At 61.4% G+C, this 16477-nt stretch carries 12 protein-coding genes; 4 read left to right on the forward strand and 8 right to left on the reverse strand.

Annotation, left to right across the window (positions count from 1 at the left end; all coding sequences use genetic code 11):
* The first annotated feature begins 188 nt into the window (after positions 1-188).
* Together ACXWUF_RS00430 and ACXWUF_RS00435 are read left to right on the forward strand one after the other, a co-directional pair.
* Positions 189-2057: a GTPase domain-containing protein gene (locus ACXWUF_RS00430; protein WP_458492669.1), complete on the forward strand. Its 1869-nt coding sequence runs from the start codon at positions 189-191 to the stop codon at positions 2055-2057.
* 118 nt (positions 2058-2175) lie between these two features.
* The gene (locus ACXWUF_RS00435; RefSeq protein WP_458492670.1) at positions 2176-3858 is read left to right on the forward strand and encodes a GTPase; all 1683 of its coding nucleotides are present in this window, start codon (positions 2176-2178) and stop codon (positions 3856-3858) included.
* Here ACXWUF_RS00435 and ACXWUF_RS00440 read toward each other — a convergent pair.
* From ACXWUF_RS00440 to yjjJ, 4 genes are all read right to left on the reverse strand, one after another.
* Complete coding sequence (locus ACXWUF_RS00440; protein WP_458492671.1) at positions 3837-4007, reverse strand: rubredoxin; 171 nt, start codon at positions 4005-4007, stop codon at positions 3837-3839. The genes ACXWUF_RS00435 and ACXWUF_RS00440 overlap by 22 nt on opposite strands.
* A gap of 134 nt (positions 4008-4141) precedes the next feature.
* Positions 4142-4522, reverse strand: a complete 381-nt coding sequence (locus ACXWUF_RS00445; RefSeq protein ID WP_458492672.1) for a clan AA aspartic protease — start codon at positions 4520-4522, stop codon at positions 4142-4144.
* 82 nt (positions 4523-4604) lie between these two features.
* Complete coding sequence (gene trxB / locus ACXWUF_RS00450; RefSeq protein ID WP_458492673.1) at positions 4605-5558, reverse strand: thioredoxin-disulfide reductase; 954 nt, start codon at positions 5556-5558, stop codon at positions 4605-4607.
* Positions 5559-5676: 118 nt separating this feature from the next.
* Positions 5677-6987, reverse strand: a complete 1311-nt coding sequence (gene yjjJ / locus ACXWUF_RS00455) for a type II toxin-antitoxin system HipA family toxin YjjJ (RefSeq protein ID WP_458492674.1) — start codon at positions 6985-6987, stop codon at positions 5677-5679.
* Between the two features lie 320 nt (positions 6988-7307).
* On the opposite strand from yjjJ, the gene ACXWUF_RS00460 reads away from it, so the two are divergent.
* A complete protein-coding gene (locus ACXWUF_RS00460) occupies positions 7308-9764 on the forward strand; it encodes a DNA translocase FtsK (protein WP_458492675.1) in 2457 nt (818 codons plus the stop codon).
* A gap of 9 nt (positions 9765-9773) precedes the next feature.
* On the opposite strand, the gene ACXWUF_RS00465 is transcribed toward ACXWUF_RS00460, so the two are convergent.
* Both ACXWUF_RS00465 and ffh read right to left on the reverse strand, forming a co-directional pair.
* Positions 9774-12083, reverse strand: a complete 2310-nt coding sequence (locus ACXWUF_RS00465) for a DUF1631 domain-containing protein (protein ID WP_458492676.1) — start codon at positions 12081-12083, stop codon at positions 9774-9776.
* 206 nt (positions 12084-12289) lie between these two features.
* Positions 12290-13666 carry a signal recognition particle protein gene (gene ffh, locus ACXWUF_RS00470; RefSeq protein ID WP_458492677.1) on the reverse strand — a complete coding sequence of 459 codons (1377 nt, stop codon included), beginning with the start codon at positions 13664-13666 and terminating at the stop codon, positions 12290-12292.
* An 89-nt stretch (positions 13667-13755) separates the two neighbouring features.
* Here ffh and ACXWUF_RS00475 point away from each other — a divergent pair, with 89 nt between their 5' ends.
* Positions 13756-14574 carry a cytochrome C assembly family protein gene (locus tag ACXWUF_RS00475; RefSeq protein WP_458492678.1) on the forward strand — a complete coding sequence of 273 codons (819 nt, stop codon included), beginning with the start codon at positions 13756-13758 and terminating at the stop codon, positions 14572-14574.
* Between the two features lie 181 nt (positions 14575-14755).
* Here the strand turns inward: ACXWUF_RS00475 and ACXWUF_RS00480 are convergent, their stop codons facing one another.
* Positions 14756-15433: a TMEM165/GDT1 family protein gene (locus tag ACXWUF_RS00480; protein ID WP_458492679.1), complete on the reverse strand. Its 678-nt coding sequence runs from the start codon at positions 15431-15433 to the stop codon at positions 14756-14758.
* 8 nt (positions 15434-15441) lie between these two features.
* Positions 15442-16368, reverse strand: a complete 927-nt coding sequence (locus ACXWUF_RS00485; protein WP_458492680.1) for a ZIP family metal transporter — start codon at positions 16366-16368, stop codon at positions 15442-15444.
* Positions 16369-16477 lie beyond the last annotated feature (109 nt).

The raw sequence follows: 16477 nt of genomic DNA on the forward strand, positions 1-16477 counted from the left end.
TGTACTCATGCCTACCGGGATGCTTCAAGGAAATGGTGGGCATGAGTACATCCCCATACATGCCTACATTCCTTGCGCTCCAGACTTGATCGGCACCTTCCCCGCCGCCATTGAAGGAATGTATCCGCACAACGAAATCCAACCCACCAACGGCCTGCCACTCCCCATCCACTAGTTCCCCCCACGCCATGCGCTTCAGAAAACACCGCGAACCCACCGCTCCCGACCCCGCCCCGCGCCCGCGCCCGCGCAATGCCATCGTGTACAATTCGGCCTCATCCGAGGCACGAGGCGCCGCGACGTTCACCACCATGCTGTCCTTCCTACGACTACTGAAGCAGCGTCACGAGAGCGTGCTGCGCCACCTGCCCGCCGGGGACGAGGCGCGGCGGCAAATCTTGCGGAAAAACCTGCAATCCCTGGTGTTCGCCGAAGCCTTCCTGGAAAAAGGCGAACTGAACCAAACCCACAAGCACCACCCCTCCCAAATCGCCGTGCTGGGTCCGACCCAGGCCGGCAAAAGCTCCGTCATCAATTGGCTACTGGACCGAACCCTCGCCGAAGTCAGCCCCCTCGCTGGCTTCACCGTTCATCCGCAAGGCTTTGCGGTGGAGGTGGACGCGGCGGACTTGGCTTGGCTTGATGGCTATTTCCGCCAATATCAGCGCTGCCGCCGCGCCGAATTGCCCGCCGACCGCTACGACGCCTTCGCCCTGGAAGGCACCACCGCGCCGGAACGCCGTAGCCCGCTACACGGCGCGGTGCTGTGGGACACGCCGGATTTCGATTCAGTGGACGCGGAGGACTACCGGCAAGCCGTGTTGCGGGTGGCCGCGCTGGCCGACGTGGCAGTGCTGGTGCTGAGCAAAGACAAATACGCCGACCTGTCGGTGTGGGAACTGCTGAAACTCCTAGCGCCCCTGGGTCAGCCGACCCTGATTTGCCTCAACAAGATCGACCCGCTGTCCTTCTCCGCGCTGGCCGAATCGCTGCGGGACAAATGGCGCACCACCCGGCCCGACGCCCCGCCGCCCATCGTGCCGATTCCCTACCTGGACGCGGGTGCCGGGCTGGCGGCGCTTAAGGCGGAACGTGCCCAATTGCTGGCCGGTTTGGAGCAAGCCCGCCGCGCCATCCACCGCGACCGCCACGCCGACCACGCCCGCCGCCTCATCGCCGCCCATTGGCAGGATTGGGTTGCCCCCGCCAAGGTCGAACACAAGCTGCGGGAAGACTGGCGACAACTGGTGGACGACGCGGTGCGTGACAGCCTCGCGCTTTACCGGCGGGATTACCTCGACCATCCCCACCATTACGAAACCTTCCAGCGGGCGTTGGCGGAATTATTGACCTTGTTGGAAATCCCCGGCGTGGGCGGTGCCCTGCTGGCGGCGCGGCGGGTGGTGACATGGCCGTTGCGGCAAATCGTCAAGCTGGGCCAGAGCGTAGCCCGTCGCGGCCAGCCGCCGGAGGGCGCGGAGGCGGCGATGCTGCGGCAGGCGTCGGAACACCTGTTCATCCGCATCGGCGAAAACCTTTTACTCCGGCGGGACGACGACCCCGCCGAGCAAGCCTGGTGGCGGGAACTGGGCGGCTTGTTCCGGGAGGATAAATCCGTGCTGACCCAACGCTTCGATAAAGCGACGGTGGATTATCTGCGGGCCTTCCAGCCGGAAATCGACCGCACCGCCCGCCGCCTGTACGACCACCTGCGCGACCATCCGGCGGTGCTGAACGGACTCCGCGCCACCCGCGCCACCACCGACGCCGCCGCGCTGGCCGTGGCCCTGCATACCGGCGGGATTGGCGTGCAGGATTTCATCATCGCCCCGGCCATGCTCTCGCTGACCACCATGTTGGCGGAAAGCGCCCTGGGCCGCTACATGGACAAGGCGGCGGCGGAACTCAAGCAACGGCAAGCGGCGGCGGTGGAGAAGCTGCTCAACGACTCGCTACGCATGGCGTTGCTACGCTTGCCAGGACGGCTGGACACCGCGCAACGGCTGGACATCCCGCCGGAAATGTTGGCGGCGGCGGAAGCGCGGTTGGCGCGATGATCCAACCGATAACTGTAGATCGGGCATGTACTCATGCCCGACGATGACACCCGGCCTCCAAAATGTCGGGCATGAGCACATGCCCGACCTACGGCAAACCCGTTCGGCTTGATTCCCCATGCAAACCCACTTCGACCAACTTCTCCAAGACACCCGCGCCTGGGCCGAACGCGCCGCCGCCGACCATTGGCTCCCGTCCAGCGCCCTCCGCCCGCTGGCGGAACTGGAAAGCCGCAGCCCCGCCTCGCTATTTGAATCCGGCACCCACCGGCCCTTGGTGGCGGCGTTCTTCGGCGGCACGGGCGTCGGCAAAAGCACGCTGCTCAACCGCCTCGCCGGTCAAGCCATCGCCCGCACCGGGGTCGAGCGGCCCACTTCGCGGGAGGTGTCCGTCTATCTGCACGAGTCGGTGCAACTGCGCCATCTGCCCAAGAATTTCCCGCTGGACCGGGTGCGCGTCGCCTATCACCATGACGAGCGGGTCAGGCAGGTGTTATGGATCGACATGCCGGATATCGACAGCATTGAGCAGCACAACCGCGAGTTAGTGCTGGAATGGCTGCCGCATATCGACGTGCTGATTTACGTGGTCAGCCCGGAGCGTTACCGCGACGACAAGGGCTGGCGGCTGTTGCAGGCCCACGGCGGCGAACACGCCTGGCTGTTCGTCATCAACCAATGGGACCGGGGCCACCCCGTCCAGTACGAGGATTTCGCCAAGCTGCTGGAAAAAGGCGGCTTCCGCGATCCCGTCCTGCTCCGCACCGACAGCCGCGACCACGCCACCGCCCGCAAGGAGGATGATTTCGAGCGGCTGCAAAGCTTTTTACGGGAGATGGCCGATCAACACGTTATCCGGCAATTGGAGCTACGGGCCGAAGCGCTGCGGCTGGACGCCTTGCGCGAGGCCATCGCCGGATGTCTGGACGCGCTGGGCGGCGAGCGGGGTTACCCGGAATTGCGTAAACAATGGGCCAGCGCCTGGGGCGATACCTGCGACGATCTCGCCAAGGGTTTGGAATGGCCGATTCAGGCGGTGGCGCGGGCGTTTGTTGGACATGAGGCCAACCCACTATTACGCCGCATCAACTTGGCACCCGAGACCGAATCGAAGCCGAAGCCGGAAGCGCCCCCGCCCCTGCTGTGGGACGATTGGGCGCAAAGTCGCTTGCGTGACGCGCTGGATAAGCTGCTGGTGGAAGCAGGCCAGCGGGGTTTGCCGGCGGTGCCGCTCAAGGCCGGGTTGGACCGCGTATTTGAGGGCAGCGGCAAGGCGGTATTGAACGAGGGCCAGCGCTCCTTACGGCAGGCGCTCGCCAATCCGGGCAATGCGTTTCAACGGCTGGCGCTTCGGATTTCGGGCGGGCTGGCGGTGTTGCTGCCACTGGCGGCTATCGGCTGGGTCAGCTACCACGTCGTGCGGGGTTTCTATGAAAGTGCCATGCAGCATTTGGACTGGCTGGGCACCGATTTCGCCATTCACAGCGGCTTGCTCATTGGTCTGTCCTGGCTGCTGCCGTTTTTCGTTTACCGGAAATTGAAGCCGTCGGCGGAACGCGCCGCCATCAAGGGCTTGCGGGCCGGGATTGGCTTGGCGCTGAATGATATTGAAGCGCGGGGAATGGAGGCGTTGGATCGGGCGGAACAGGCCCGGCGCAGCGTTGTGGATGAGGGGCGGCGGTTGGAGAAACTCGCCTCGGCGGGAACGACGCCGGCGCTAGCGGCGGATGCGGGATTGCTCGGGCGGGTGCTGCCCGCGCCGAGCCTCCGCGAGCGGGCTTATTCCATCAAGTCGAAATAGCTTTTATCCACGCCGCATTCCGGGCAAATCCAGTCATCCGGGATGTCTTCCCAACGGGTGCCCGGCTCGATGCCGGAATCGGGATCGCCCAAAGCTTCGTCGTAAACCCAGCCACAGGCGGCGCAGATGAATTTTTTGTAGTTGGACATCGTCTTATCTCCATTGCATGTTCTTAGTCACTTCCGCCGCCGACTTGGAAATGTCGCTCAGCGGAAGCCGAGCTTGATCGCGGCGGACACATTTTAAAACGCTGTGCCCGCCCCGTGCCAAAGCTTGAAACCCATCACTTCGCCAACGCCACCGAAAAGTTCGGATGCGCCGGATTGACCACCAGCCGCTGGTTGCGCGGATCGACCAACAAATCCATGGCCTCCAAGGGCAGAACGCCCATCAGGCATTCATCACCCAGCACCAACGCCTCGGTGACATAGGTCCGGTTTTCGAACGCGATTTCGATGGGGGCGATTTTCGGCACCTTGCGTTGGTGTCCATCGGCCAGCGTCACCAATTGGCGGGAAACCTCCGTCGTATCGAACCCCAGTTGCAACGCAATCTCCTCGGTTACGCACATGAAGGTGGCCCCGGTATCGACCAGGGCGCGAACGTCGATCCCTTGCCGGGTGAACAGGTTGGTCACATGCAGGTTGGCATAGGTTAGACCCATGATGTTCCTCGAAAATATTCGACCCAAATGCCATGGCCGTTGGATGTGGTGAACGAAGGGAACCACATCCAACGGGCTGTTTTTAAACCAAATCGTCCAAATACTTCTCCGCATCCAAGGCCGCCATGCAGCCCGAACCGGCGGAAGTAATCGCCTGCCGATACACCGAATCGGCCACGTCGCCCGCCGCGAACACGCCCGGCACGCTGGTGGCGGTGGCATTGCCGACCAAGCCGGTGTTGACCACGATGTAGCCGTCCCGCATCTCCAACTGTCCCGCGAAAATCTCGGTATTCGGGCTATGGCCGATGGCGACGAACACGCCGTCCAAAGCTAGCTCCTTGGTGCCGCCGTCCTGGACATTCTTGATCCGCATCCCCGTCACGCCCGAATCGTCGCCCAGCACTTCATCCAGCACGCTGTTCCACTCGATGCTGACGTTGCCATTGCGGGCGCGTTCCAGCAGCTTCTCGGACAGGATTTTCTCGGAGCGGAATTTATCGCGGCGATGCACGACGGTCACATGGGCCACGATGTTGGAGAGATACAGCGCCTCTTCCACCGCCGTGTTGCCGCCGCCGATGACGGCCACGTTTTTATTGCGGTAGAAAAAGCCGTCGCAAGTGGCACAGGCGGACACGCCCCGGCCCTTGAACGCCTCCTCGGACGGCAACCCCAAATAGCGGGCCGACGCGCCGGTGGCGATGATGAGGGCATCGCAGGTATAGACGCCCTCGTCGCCAGTCAGCCGGAACGGGCGTGCGGACAGGTCGGTGGTGTGGATGTGGTCGAAAATAATCTCCGTCTCGAACCGCTCGGCGTGGCGCTTCATGCGCTCCATCAATTCCGGGCCTTGGACGCCATCCGGGTCGCCCGGCCAGTTGTCCACTTCGGTGGTGGTGGTCAATTGCCCACCCATTTGAATGCCCGTCACCAGCACCGGATTCAGGTTCGCCCGTGCCGCGTAGACAGCGGCGCTGTAACCGGCTGGCCCGGAACCCAGGATCAATAGTCGGGAGTGTTTGGTTTCAGTCATGGATGGCCTCGTGCGAAGGGGTTTGAATCAAAAACCAAGTATGACGGTGCGGCATATTGGCGTAAAGATTGATGACCCGACAGACTGTTTCCACAAGTCTAGTCACGACTCGAAGCAATCAGAATGAACGGGCAAACAGCGGTGCCATTTTCCGCCGGGTCAACTCCAGTTCCGCCAAGGCTTGCCCGGCGATGACAGCGAAACGCCCTTCCAAAGCCTCGCAACGCTGCGCCCGCGTCCAAAAATCTGCCGCCATCCGGGCCGCTGGCCCAAAGATATGGGCGTCGAGTGAATGGCCGCTGATTTCCAGACGCCGCTCGACCATTTCCCCCGTGGCGGAAGGCGCCCAGCGCATGGGCAGCATGTCGTAAACCGGGGCGAGGGTAAACCGCGTGTAGTCGTCCGTGAAAAATGAAATATTGCCGAGGTGCATGTCGGTATTGCCGATCAATATTCCGAAGGTATGCCTCAGCACCAGCGTTTCCGCGTCGGCGGCGGAAATCAGCTTGTGGCGGCACAGCGCCTTTCCCAGCCTAGACCAGTTCTCGCCCTGTCCGGCGAATTGCAGGTCAAGCGCGGTGCCCGACACCATGGCCCGCCGCCCCGTGGGCGTGCGGTCGAAACGCTGGGTTTCCAGCATCACCCGGCCACCCGAATCCAGCCATTCGGATTCCACCGCGCATTGGCCGTGGTCCCGCAACGTGGTCAGAGCCAGATGCTCCGAGATCAGCAAATCCGCCCAGCGCCGTGCGACCGCCGACTCTTGGACTGGTGGCGAAAACTTGACGACGACGCCACGGGCATTTATCGCCAGCGTCACGGCAAACTTCGGCTGCTCGCCACCCGCCGACGATCCGGCCAAATCGCCCGCCACGGTTTCCGTTGCCAGCCGGGGATAATCGTCTCGGGCGAAGCGCACTGGACCCAGGCTGGCGGCAAGATGCCGATCCAAGGATTCCCGGCCAATAATCAAATCACCCGGACCATCCTCGCCCCGCCGGGTCAGCGCCACCAAGATATCCTCGCTGGACCACGCCCGCACATCCTTGGGCAAGCCGAGCGCGGTTTCCCGCCGCCCGAAGCCGCGCCCCATGAATCCTTGGGGACGCATGTCCCATAGCATCCAGGGCAAGTCGTCGAAAACCTCGTCGCGGAACAAGAAGCGTCCGCCGCTCAAGGCTTCCAGGGCACCGAACTCATAAACTTGGCCTTCGGGCGACATCCGCCAGACTGGAACCGGCGTTTCGATACGGGCCAGATTTTCCCGCAAGGCATACCGCGCCGCCCGGCCCCGACCGATTTGCACAACCCGGCCACGGTGAGCCTGAAATAAGCGCGAGAAGCTAGCCTGACTGATGCCTAGCTGTTCGGCGAGCTGCCGCCCACTGGCGATTCCGAGGCGTTCAAGCGCGTTGATGAGGGTGGGCATGGCGGGCGGATGAATCATTTAAGGATAGATAATGAATAGATATTGGCGATCTTTTCATTATTAATCAACCATATAAAAGCAAGTCACCGACTGAGCGTGAATAGAGTGTGGTGGACGGCAGTAAAGGGATAACATCGGATAACATCTTTTGAAGGGATAAGAGGCAATCGCGCCATGTGATTTTCTCCCTCCCCCCGGTGGGCGAGGGGACCAACAAGACATAGCGCGATTGCCCTGTGGATAGCGCCCACCGCCCTTGAACAATACCCCCCAATCCTGAACAATACCGCCGCGTTTTACTCTTTGATTTGGTGAGCATTTTGGCTGATTTCCACAAGAAACTCGCGCTGGGCCAAGACCTTGGCATATCCATCGTTAAAGGTCTCCGCGAGTCGGCCTTCCTGGTCTATCTGGCGATTTCCCTGTTCCTGCTGGTGGCCCTGGCGACATTCAACCTGGAAGACCCCGGCTGGAGCCACAGCGGGTCCGGGCGGGCCATCGCCAATGCGGGCGGCTGGGTGGGCGCCTGGCTGGCGGACTTCTTCCTGTCCCTGTGCGGCGTGACCGCGTTCCTGTTTCCCTTCCTGCTGGCGGGCTACGGCTACTCCATTTTCCAGGGGCGGGACGCCGAGCCGGCCGGCCTCTTGGACACCGCGCTGCGCTGGATTGGCTTCGGCGGGGCCATCGCGGCGGGCGCGGCCTTGATGGACATCCACGTCATCCGAATGCGCCCGTCCCTGCCTGAGAACAGCGGCGGCATCCTGGGTCATTACATCGCCGAACCGCTGACGCACTCGTTCGGGGCCACCGGGTCCACCATCCTGTTAGCCGCGCTGTTCTTGGCGGGCGTGTCGTTGTACACCGGCCTGTCCTGGATGGCGCTGCTGGATGGCGTCGGGACCGCAGGTTTAACTCTGGTCAACGGCGTGCTGGCGCTATACCGGCTCATTGTTAGCAAGCTGCCGACTCGCCGGGAGAGCGTGGGGGCAGAAGAGACGACCGCCGAATCCATGGCGCCCCGGGAAAAGACCAAGCCCAGTCGGCTTGAGTCCGCCGACAAGGGCGACCCTCTCTTCAAGAAAAAAATTCAAACGGAAGAACCAGCGGCTTCTCCGCCACCCGTCAAGCCTCAATCCATCGGTTTCGGCACGGCCCCCACGCCTAGCCTCGGCGGTTCTCCAACCCCCGGCAACGGCCAGAGCAACGGTGGCGGCGCCAAGGTCCGCAAACCGGCCCCGGTCAAAGTCGCCAACCTGCCGCCGGTCAATCCCGGTGAACTGCCGCCCTTGGAGTTGCTCAACGACACGGCACCCAAAATCCGGGGCTATTCGGACGCCGCGCTGGAAGAAATGTCCCGGCAGTTGGAAACCATCCTCTCGGACTTCGGCGTGCAGGTGGAAGTGACCGACGTGCATCCCGGGCCTGTCATCACCCGCTTCGAGGTGCAACCCGCGCCAGGCGTCAAGGTCAGCCGCATCAGCGGGCTGGCGAAGGACTTGGCCCGCACCCTGTCCGTCACCAGCGTGCGGGTGGTGGAGATCATTCCCGGCAAGACCGTCATCGGCCTGGAAATTCCCAACGAAGAGCGGGAAATGGTGCTGCTGCATACGGTGCTGGCTTCCGAGGCTTACCAGCACAGCCATTCGTCGCTGACCATGGTGTTGGGCAAGGACATCGGCGGTCAGCCGGTGGTCGCCAATCTGGCCCGGATGCCGCATTTGTTGGTGGCGGGCACCACCGGCTCCGGTAAATCGGTGGCCGTCAACGTGATGATCCTGAGCATGTTGTTCAAGGCGCGGCCCGACGAGGTGCGGCTCATCATGATCGACCCGAAGATGCTGGAATTGTCGATCTACGAGGGCATTCCGCACCTGCTGACGCCGGTCGTCACCGACATGAAGGAAGCGGCCAACGCGCTGCGCTGGTGCGTGGCCGAGATGGAGCGGCGCTACAAGCTGATGTCGCTGATGGGCGTGCGGAACATGGCGGGCTTCAACCAGAAGGTCACTGAGGCCATCGAAGCGGGCGAGCCCATCCCCGATCCCATGTGGTCGGCTCAGGATTACCTGGAAGGGGAGGAACCGCCGCTGCTGGCTCCCCTGCCCTTCATCGTCATTGTCATCGACGAGTTGGCGGACATGATGATGATCGTAGGCAAGAAGGTGGAGGAACTCATCGCCCGCCTCGCCCAGAAAGCCCGCGCCGCTGGCCTGCATTTGATCCTGGCGACACAGCGCCCTTCGGTGGATGTCATCACAGGTCTCATCAAGGCCAACATCCCCACCCGCATCGGCTTCCAGGTGTCATCGAAAATCGACTCGCGGACCATCCTCGACCAGGGCGGCGCGGAATCCCTGCTCGGCAACGGCGACATGCTCTACCTGCCGCCCGGCACCGGCCTGCCGATGCGTGCCCACGGCGCCTTCGTGTCCGACCAGGAAGTGCATAACGTGGTGGAATTCCTCAAACGCACCGGCCCGGCCAACTATATCGACGAGATCACCAAGTTCACCGAAGACGGCGGCGATGGGTCGGGATTCAAAGGCGGGAGCAGCGGTGGCGGCGAAGGCGGGGAGGAGTCGGACCCGCTGTACGACGAGGCGGTGCGCTTCGTCACGGAGTCCCGCAAGGCATCCATTTCCAGCGTGCAGCGCAAGCTGAAAGTGGGCTATAACCGGGCGGCGAGAATGATCGAGGATATGGAGAAGGCGGGCATCGTTGGCGCGGCGGAGACCAATGGCAGCCGTGAAGTGTTGGCGCCGCCTCCGCCGGATTGATGACTGGGGCTACCCGGACGAGGACGCGACGGCCTCGTCCATCGGCCCTTTGAGTGTGCTCATCAGGGCGCGGAACGCCCGGTCCATCAGTGGCACGGCGGCGGCGTCGATAGTTTTGGCGCTGCCCGAGGCAAACCGGCTCGCCAGCAAGGCCAAGGAAATCTCGGCCACCTTCGTGCCCTTGCGGTTGACGAAGACATGAGTCGACGTGGTCTGGCTCTTCCAGGACAGCTTGGCGCGGCTGCGCTTGCCATCGTCGTTGAATTCCACCCATTGCCCCACGGCCAAGCTCAGCGCCTTGGCCATGAATTCGTCGGGCACGGTCTCGACCACCGTTGCGGGGCGGTCGGTCTCCATCAAGTCAGCCAGATTCAGGCTCTCCACATCGGGCAGGTTGCATTGGATTTCGGAAATGGCCTTCGCCAATTCCGGGTCGCGGATTCTGACTTTTTGCTGATCGGCAGCAGACTGACCGGCAACCGCCAACTTGGCGCCACCGGACAGATGAATCGTGTGGCAGCCCAGCAAATCCTTGAGCGAATCGGCCACCGTCTGGGGGTCGAGCGACAAGGTGTCGAGTCCCGTCCGCAATGACGCCACCAGCAATGGCAACTGCTCTGACAACTCTTTCCGGGAGGTGGGGTTTATGGGTACGGTGACGCTCCAAATGAGCTTATCCATGATTTGGAGCGATTGATCCCAGTCGGCGGGCGCCCGGTCGCGGCGCAGATTCGCCAACACCATGACATCCTTCCAGGTGTTGAACAGGAACGAACGCACCGGCGCGGGCACCTGTTTATCCCGCAAGCGCTGGGCAATTTCGTAGGCCACCTTGCGTTTGCATAGCTGGACCCGCTCCTTGCTGTGGGTGGCCTGCACCGTCCGCTCCTCGGCGACGCGGCTGCGCTGGGTCTCCTTTTCCATGAACGCGGTGAATTCGTCCAGCAGTTCGGAGAACAGCTTCACGTCCTGGCCGAACTCGTCCAGGATACGGTTGACGATGGATTCGATGTATTTGAAGACCGGAGCGTCTCTGCCGCCCTCCTCCATGTCCAATCCAATGCCAGCTTGCGCCAGGGCGTTCAGCAACAAGCGGACGGGATGGTTTTTCTGCCCGAAGAAGGACCGCTCCAAAATGGCGACCTTGACGACGGGAATTTGCAGGCGGGTGATGAGCGCCTTGACCGCATCAGGCAGGTTCGGGTCTTCCAGAATGAAGTCGAAAATCATCGACACCATGTCGATGACATCCTCTTCGCGACGGGCCAAGCTGCGCTCGTCGCCACCTAACTGCTGTTGGACGTGGGTTTTCAGGTCGTCAACGGTGAGTGCGGCGTTGGCCCCGGCGGGATGCTGGAGCAGGCTCAAGATGCTCAGCACATCGGCCATGGGAACGGACGGACCACCGCTGGTCGCGCACAAGGCTGGCATTCCAACGCGGGTACGCCAATCGTCCAGCAGACTTTGCATGGATTCAAAAACTTCGAGATAAGCCTGCTGGCTTTCCTCCAAGCCCTCGCCAAAGCGGCCAACTAAAGCGGTCTGATTGCTGGGCGCCTTGCCATCCTCCCTGCTGGGAGCGCGGCGTATTTTGGAGGTGCGGGTAATATTCGGCAGGATGCCTTCGTCGATTAGGCAGGTTTCGACCTCCCCCAAAAAGACATCTAAGTTCCCGACAACCACCCTGTCGTAGAGCTTGTAGATGAGCAGCTTGATTCTGAAGTCAAGGGGCAGGGGCGACAAGGCGTCAGAGAAGCTGCGGCAGAACGCTTCGGGTCCGAGGGGATTTTCATCCTTATCGAGTTCTTCGCGGCCCGCCATGTGGGCGATCCGCTTGTCCAGGGCGAACAATTCCTTTGAGAAAAGGTTCTTGCCCTTATCGACCATGCCCGAAACCGCCAAGTCCTCTTCAAAGGCTTCCTCGCCCACCAGAGAAAAATCGGACTCGTCGAACCCAAACACCTTGCCCGAAGCGTTGCCCCCCTTCCCGCCAAGCAATTTGGGACGCGGCTGCCAGAAGTCGTCATAACGCTTCAATACAGCGGCTTCGTATCGGGCTTTTAAGTTGTTGGATTCACGGCGGATCAACCGCATTGCCAAGAAGTACTCCGATTCCAAGGAGGTGTTGCCCGCTTGGCCGGAGAGATTGAAAAGCTGGTCGTCCGCCTCGGCGAACAGACGTTGCATCTGTTCAGCCAAATAGCGCGTGACGATTGATCGAACGGAGGAAATCGTTACCGTGGAGGCCACAATGGAACCGTCCATCGGCATGGCCTTCGCGGAATTGACTTCATTGGTTTGGGGGTCTTGTGGTCCCATGCTCGCATCTCTTGGTAACAGGCATTCGGATTTTTTTGAAAAGGCACCCCGCCCAGAAGGAGAGTTTAGACGGACGCCATAGCCGTCACAGTGATTTGCGTCACAATTATCGAAACCCCCGAATTAATCAGGGTATATATAGAGTAGCTTAGAATCAATTGCTGCAAACAGAAGGACGCCCCCTCCGCCCTTCTGTTCAAGAAAGGCTACATCATTCCACCGCCACCAAAGGGCATACCCCGCCGGATATTACCTTTCATACCCCGCATCATGTTCAAGATATTGCCCTTCTTGAACTTCTTCATCATTTTCTGCATTTGGTCGTACTGCTTCAAAACCTTATTCACATCCTGAATGTCGGTCCCGGAACCCTTGGCAATACGCAGCTTGCGGGAGTTATTGATGAGGTCGGGGAATTGCCGCTCCTGCTTGGTCATGGAGTCGATGATGACGATCTGTTGCATCCACTCCTTGTCGTCGATCTTTTCCTTGACGTGCTGGGGCACGTTGGCGATGCCGGGCAGCTTGTCCATCATGGTTATCATGCCGCCCATGTTTTTGATTTGCTGCAACTGGTCGTGATAGTCATTCAGGTCGAAGCCCTTGCCCTTCTGGATTTTCTTGACCAGCTTCTCGGCCTTGGCCTTGTCGATATTGCGCTCGGCGTCCTCGATCAAGCTTAGCATGTCGCCCATGCCGAGGATTCGGGACGCGATACGGTCGGGATGGAAGCGCTCCAAGGCGGCGGTCTTTTCGCCCACGCCCAAGAACTTGATGGGCTTGCCGGTGATGTGGCGCACCGACAGCGCGGCACCGCCACGGGCGTCGCCGTCGGTCTTGGTGAGGATGACGCCGGTCAGCGGCAGCGCGTCGCCGAACGCCTTGGCGGTGTTGGCGGCGTCCTGGCCGGTCATGGAATCCACCACGAACAGTGTCTCGATGGGCTTCATGGCGGCGTGAAGCTGCTTGATCTCCTCCATCATGCCTTCGTCGATGTGGAGCCGACCGGCGGTGTCGATAATCAGCACATCCTTGTATTTCTTGCGGGTGAACTCCAAAGCCGCCCTGGCGATGTCCACCGGCGCCTGGGAAGGATCGCTGGGGAAGAATTCGGCGCCCACTTCGCCAGCCAGGGTCTGCAACTGCTCGATAGCCGCCGGGCGGTACACGTCGGCGCTGACGACCACGACGGAGCGGCGCTCGTTTTCCTTGAGCCAACGCGCCAGCTTCGCCACCGTGGTAGTCTTGCCCGCGCCCTGTAGACCGGCCATGAGAATGACCGCCGGCGGCTGGGTCGCGAGGCTCAGCTTCTCGTTGGCGTTGCCCATCACCGCGATCAGTTCTTCATTGACGATCTTGATGAAGGCTTGGCCCGGCGTCAGGCTGGCCTGCACGTCCTGCCCCAAGGCGCGGTTCTTGACATGCTCGATGAAATCCTTGACCACCGGCAAGGCCACGTCGGCCTCCAGAAGCGCCATGCGCACTTCGCGCAGGGTGTCTTGAATATTGGACTCGGTCAGTCGTCCCTGACCGCGAATTTTCTTGAGGGATAGGGTTAAGCGTTCGGTTAAATTATCAAACATGGCGTTGAAATCCTGGGGGCGGGCAAAGCTCCCGCGTTGCTTCATCTTGCTCAGACATTATGCCAGACTAGCCTAAGGAGGACAGCCCAATGTATTCAACCCTATTCGGGAGTCTGGCACCCTTGGCCTATCTCACGGCCACCGGCGTCATTTTCCATTCGCTTAAATCCAACCGAAGCCCCACCGCCGGTCCCCATCGCCTAACGGCCTTGACCTTTGGCTGGATAGCCGCCGCCTCGCACGCGCTGGCCATCGTCAGCCTTTACAGCGCCAAGAACGGCCTGGATTTCAGCTTTCTGGGTGCCTTGTCCTTGGTCAGCCTCATCACCGTGCTTATTGTGTTGGCGGCGACGCTTTTCAAGCCGATGGACAAGCTGGGGCTGGTGGTGTTCCCCCTCGCCGCCGTCATGCTGCTATTGAATCTGCTGCTGCCCGAAGCGGCCCGTCCAATACGCAACCATTCCTGGCCCATGACGGCGCATATTCTGTCCTCGGTGCTGGCCTACGGCTTCCTCAACATCGCCGCCATTCAGGCGGTGTTGCTGGCGCTCCAGGATTGGCGCCTGCGTAGCCGCCACACGGGGGGGCTGCTGGTGCGCTCGCTGCCGCCGCTGCAAACCATGGAATCCTTGCTGTTCCAACTGATTGGGGCGGGTTTCGTGCTGCTCACCGCCTCTTTGGTGACGGGATTTCTGTTCCTGGAAAACATGTTCGCCCAGCACTTGGCGCATAAGACCGTGCTGTCGATCCTGGCTTGGATCGTCTTCGCGGTTTTGCTGGTGGGAAGGATCCGCCATGGATGGCGGGGACAAATCGCCATCCGCTGGACCTTGGGGGGATTCGTCTCGCTCATGCTGGCCTATTTCGGCAGCAAGATGGTGTTGGAGTGGATTCTTAACCGAGCCTAAAACACAAAGCTTCGTAGGGTGGGTAGAGCGAAGCGAAACCCATCACCCTGTCTCCGGCTCGATGGGTTTCGCGAGTACGCTCTACCCATCCTACATCCAGATCAACGGTGACAAGCATTTTCGGAAATCGCCCAAGCTCGTCGCGATGTGCGCCTAACCCACCCTACGACGATTTCCTGAGTTAGAAACCCAATTTCGCCAGCCAAGATTCCCATAACTCCACCGGCACGGCCTTGGACGCCGCCACCGCCGAGAAACCAAGGAACAAAACGCCCCCCACCCGATGCATGACGTGCTGGGGGATTTTTTGCAGCACCGTCCGCCCGGCCCAGATGCCTATCGCGGAAGTCAGCCCCAAAGCCAGGGTGGCGCCCAGCCAGACCGGGATCGGCGGCTCGGCGGCACCCAAGCCAGCCACGGCGATTTGGGTCTTGTCGCCGAACTCCGCCAGAAAGATCATCAGGAAGGTGGTCGCGAAAATGCCATGGCCGGTTTTCTCCTCCACCGCCTCGTCATCCTCGTCCTCTTGCACCAGCAGACTGCGGACACCGAAAGCCGCGAACAACACCGCGACGGCAATGGCAACGATTTGCTCCGGCAACCAGTGGCCCGCCGCCGCCCCGAAAGCCACTGCCATACCATTGAGCAAGGCAAAAGCCAGCGCGGCGCCCCACAATACCGGCCAATGCCGATGTCGTGCGGCCAGGGCCATGCAGACCAATTGGCTCTTGTCGCCGAACTCGGCGGCGGCCACCAGGCCGAAGGTGGTCACGAACGCGGCCCAGCCATGCGCCCGGTCGACAACCGGCAACGCATGGTCCAGCCAGACTTTAGCCTCGCCAATGAGATTGCAAGCCATCGGAACGCCTACGGGGTGGCCACCAGGTTGTCCAGAATCATCATGACGATGAAGCCGAACACCACGGCAAAGGTGGCATAACGCGCCTTGCCCCGCGATTGGGTCTCGGGAATGATGTCGTCGCTGATGACAAACAGCATCGCCCCGGCGGCGATGGCCATCCCGATGGGCAGCAGCGGCAGAAACACGCTGACCAGGGCCACGCCCAGAAAACCGCCGATGGGTTCAATCAGGCCGGTCAGGGTGGCAATGAGCACCGCCTGTTCGCGTCGATAACCCAAGGCCACCAAAGGCATGGCGACGGCCAAGCCTTCCGGGATGTTCTGCAAACCGATGGCAATCGCGATGGCGACGCCGTTATGCCAGTCACCGGACCCGAAGCTCACGCCCACCGCGCCGCCTTCCGGCAGGTTGTGCATGACGATGGCGGCGATGAACAGCCAGACCTTGCGCAGGGAGTCGAAACTCTCGCCGCCCTCCAGATATTTCTCGTAGGGCAGCCATTTATCCGCCAGCACCAGGAACACCGCACCCGCCATAACACCCGCCGCGACCACGTAAACCCCGACGCCCGGCCATAGCTTGTTGCCGTACTGGATGCCCGGCACGATGAGCGAGAACGCCGTGGCCGCCAGCATCACCCCCGCCGCCCCACCCAACATGGTGTTCAAGGTCTTCCGCGAGACTTCCTTGAAAAACAGGGCTGGCAACGCGCCAAGGCCCGTGGCGAGTCCCGCCAAGATGCTGGCGAACGCGCCCATGGCGATGATCCGGTCCACGAAGAAGTAGATGAACGCCAGCAAGGCCGTGGTCAGGAAGGTGATCGAACTGACCAGAGTCAGCTTCTGGGCCAAGGCTGGCAAGGCGGCGTATTTTTTGTAGAGCCTTGTATTGCCGAGAATTTCGGCGAGGCGGCTCACTGGATTGGAATTCATCGGCGGCTAACCTCTTGAACGTCGTGATGGCGGATTGATCTCACGCCCGACTAAGCGGATTAACGCGGGATCAATGAATCGGGACTGGCTCCCACATTGAATCCGAATG

The sequence above is a fragment of the Methylomagnum sp. genome (genome assembly GCF_054333355.1).

Coding starts and splice junctions, on each gene's coding strand:
- ACXWUF_RS00480 (WP_458492679.1), bottom strand. CDS start 15,433: ATGGCTTGCAATCTCATTGGCGAGGCTAAAGTCTGGCTGGACCATGCG.
- ACXWUF_RS00485 (WP_458492680.1), bottom strand. CDS start 16,368: ATGAATTCCAATCCAGTGAGCCGCCTCGCCGAAATTCTCGGCAATACA.
- ACXWUF_RS00440 (WP_458492671.1), bottom strand. CDS start 4,007: ATGTCCAACTACAAAAAATTCATCTGCGCCGCCTGTGGCTGGGTTTAC.
- trxB (WP_458492673.1), bottom strand. CDS start 5,558: ATGACTGAAACCAAACACTCCCGACTATTGATCCTGGGTTCCGGGCCA.
- ACXWUF_RS00475 (WP_458492678.1), top strand. CDS start 13,756: ATGTATTCAACCCTATTCGGGAGTCTGGCACCCTTGGCCTATCTCACG.
- ffh (WP_458492677.1), bottom strand. CDS start 13,666: ATGTTTGATAATTTAACCGAACGCTTAACCCTATCCCTCAAGAAAATT.
- yjjJ (WP_458492674.1), bottom strand. CDS start 6,987: ATGCCCACCCTCATCAACGCGCTTGAACGCCTCGGAATCGCCAGTGGG.
- ACXWUF_RS00465 (WP_458492676.1), bottom strand. CDS start 12,083: ATGGGACCACAAGACCCCCAAACCAATGAAGTCAATTCCGCGAAGGCC.
- ACXWUF_RS00435 (WP_458492670.1), top strand. CDS start 2,176: ATGCAAACCCACTTCGACCAACTTCTCCAAGACACCCGCGCCTGGGCC.
- ACXWUF_RS00445 (WP_458492672.1), bottom strand. CDS start 4,522: ATGGGTCTAACCTATGCCAACCTGCATGTGACCAACCTGTTCACCCGG.
- ACXWUF_RS00430 (WP_458492669.1), top strand. CDS start 189: ATGCGCTTCAGAAAACACCGCGAACCCACCGCTCCCGACCCCGCCCCG.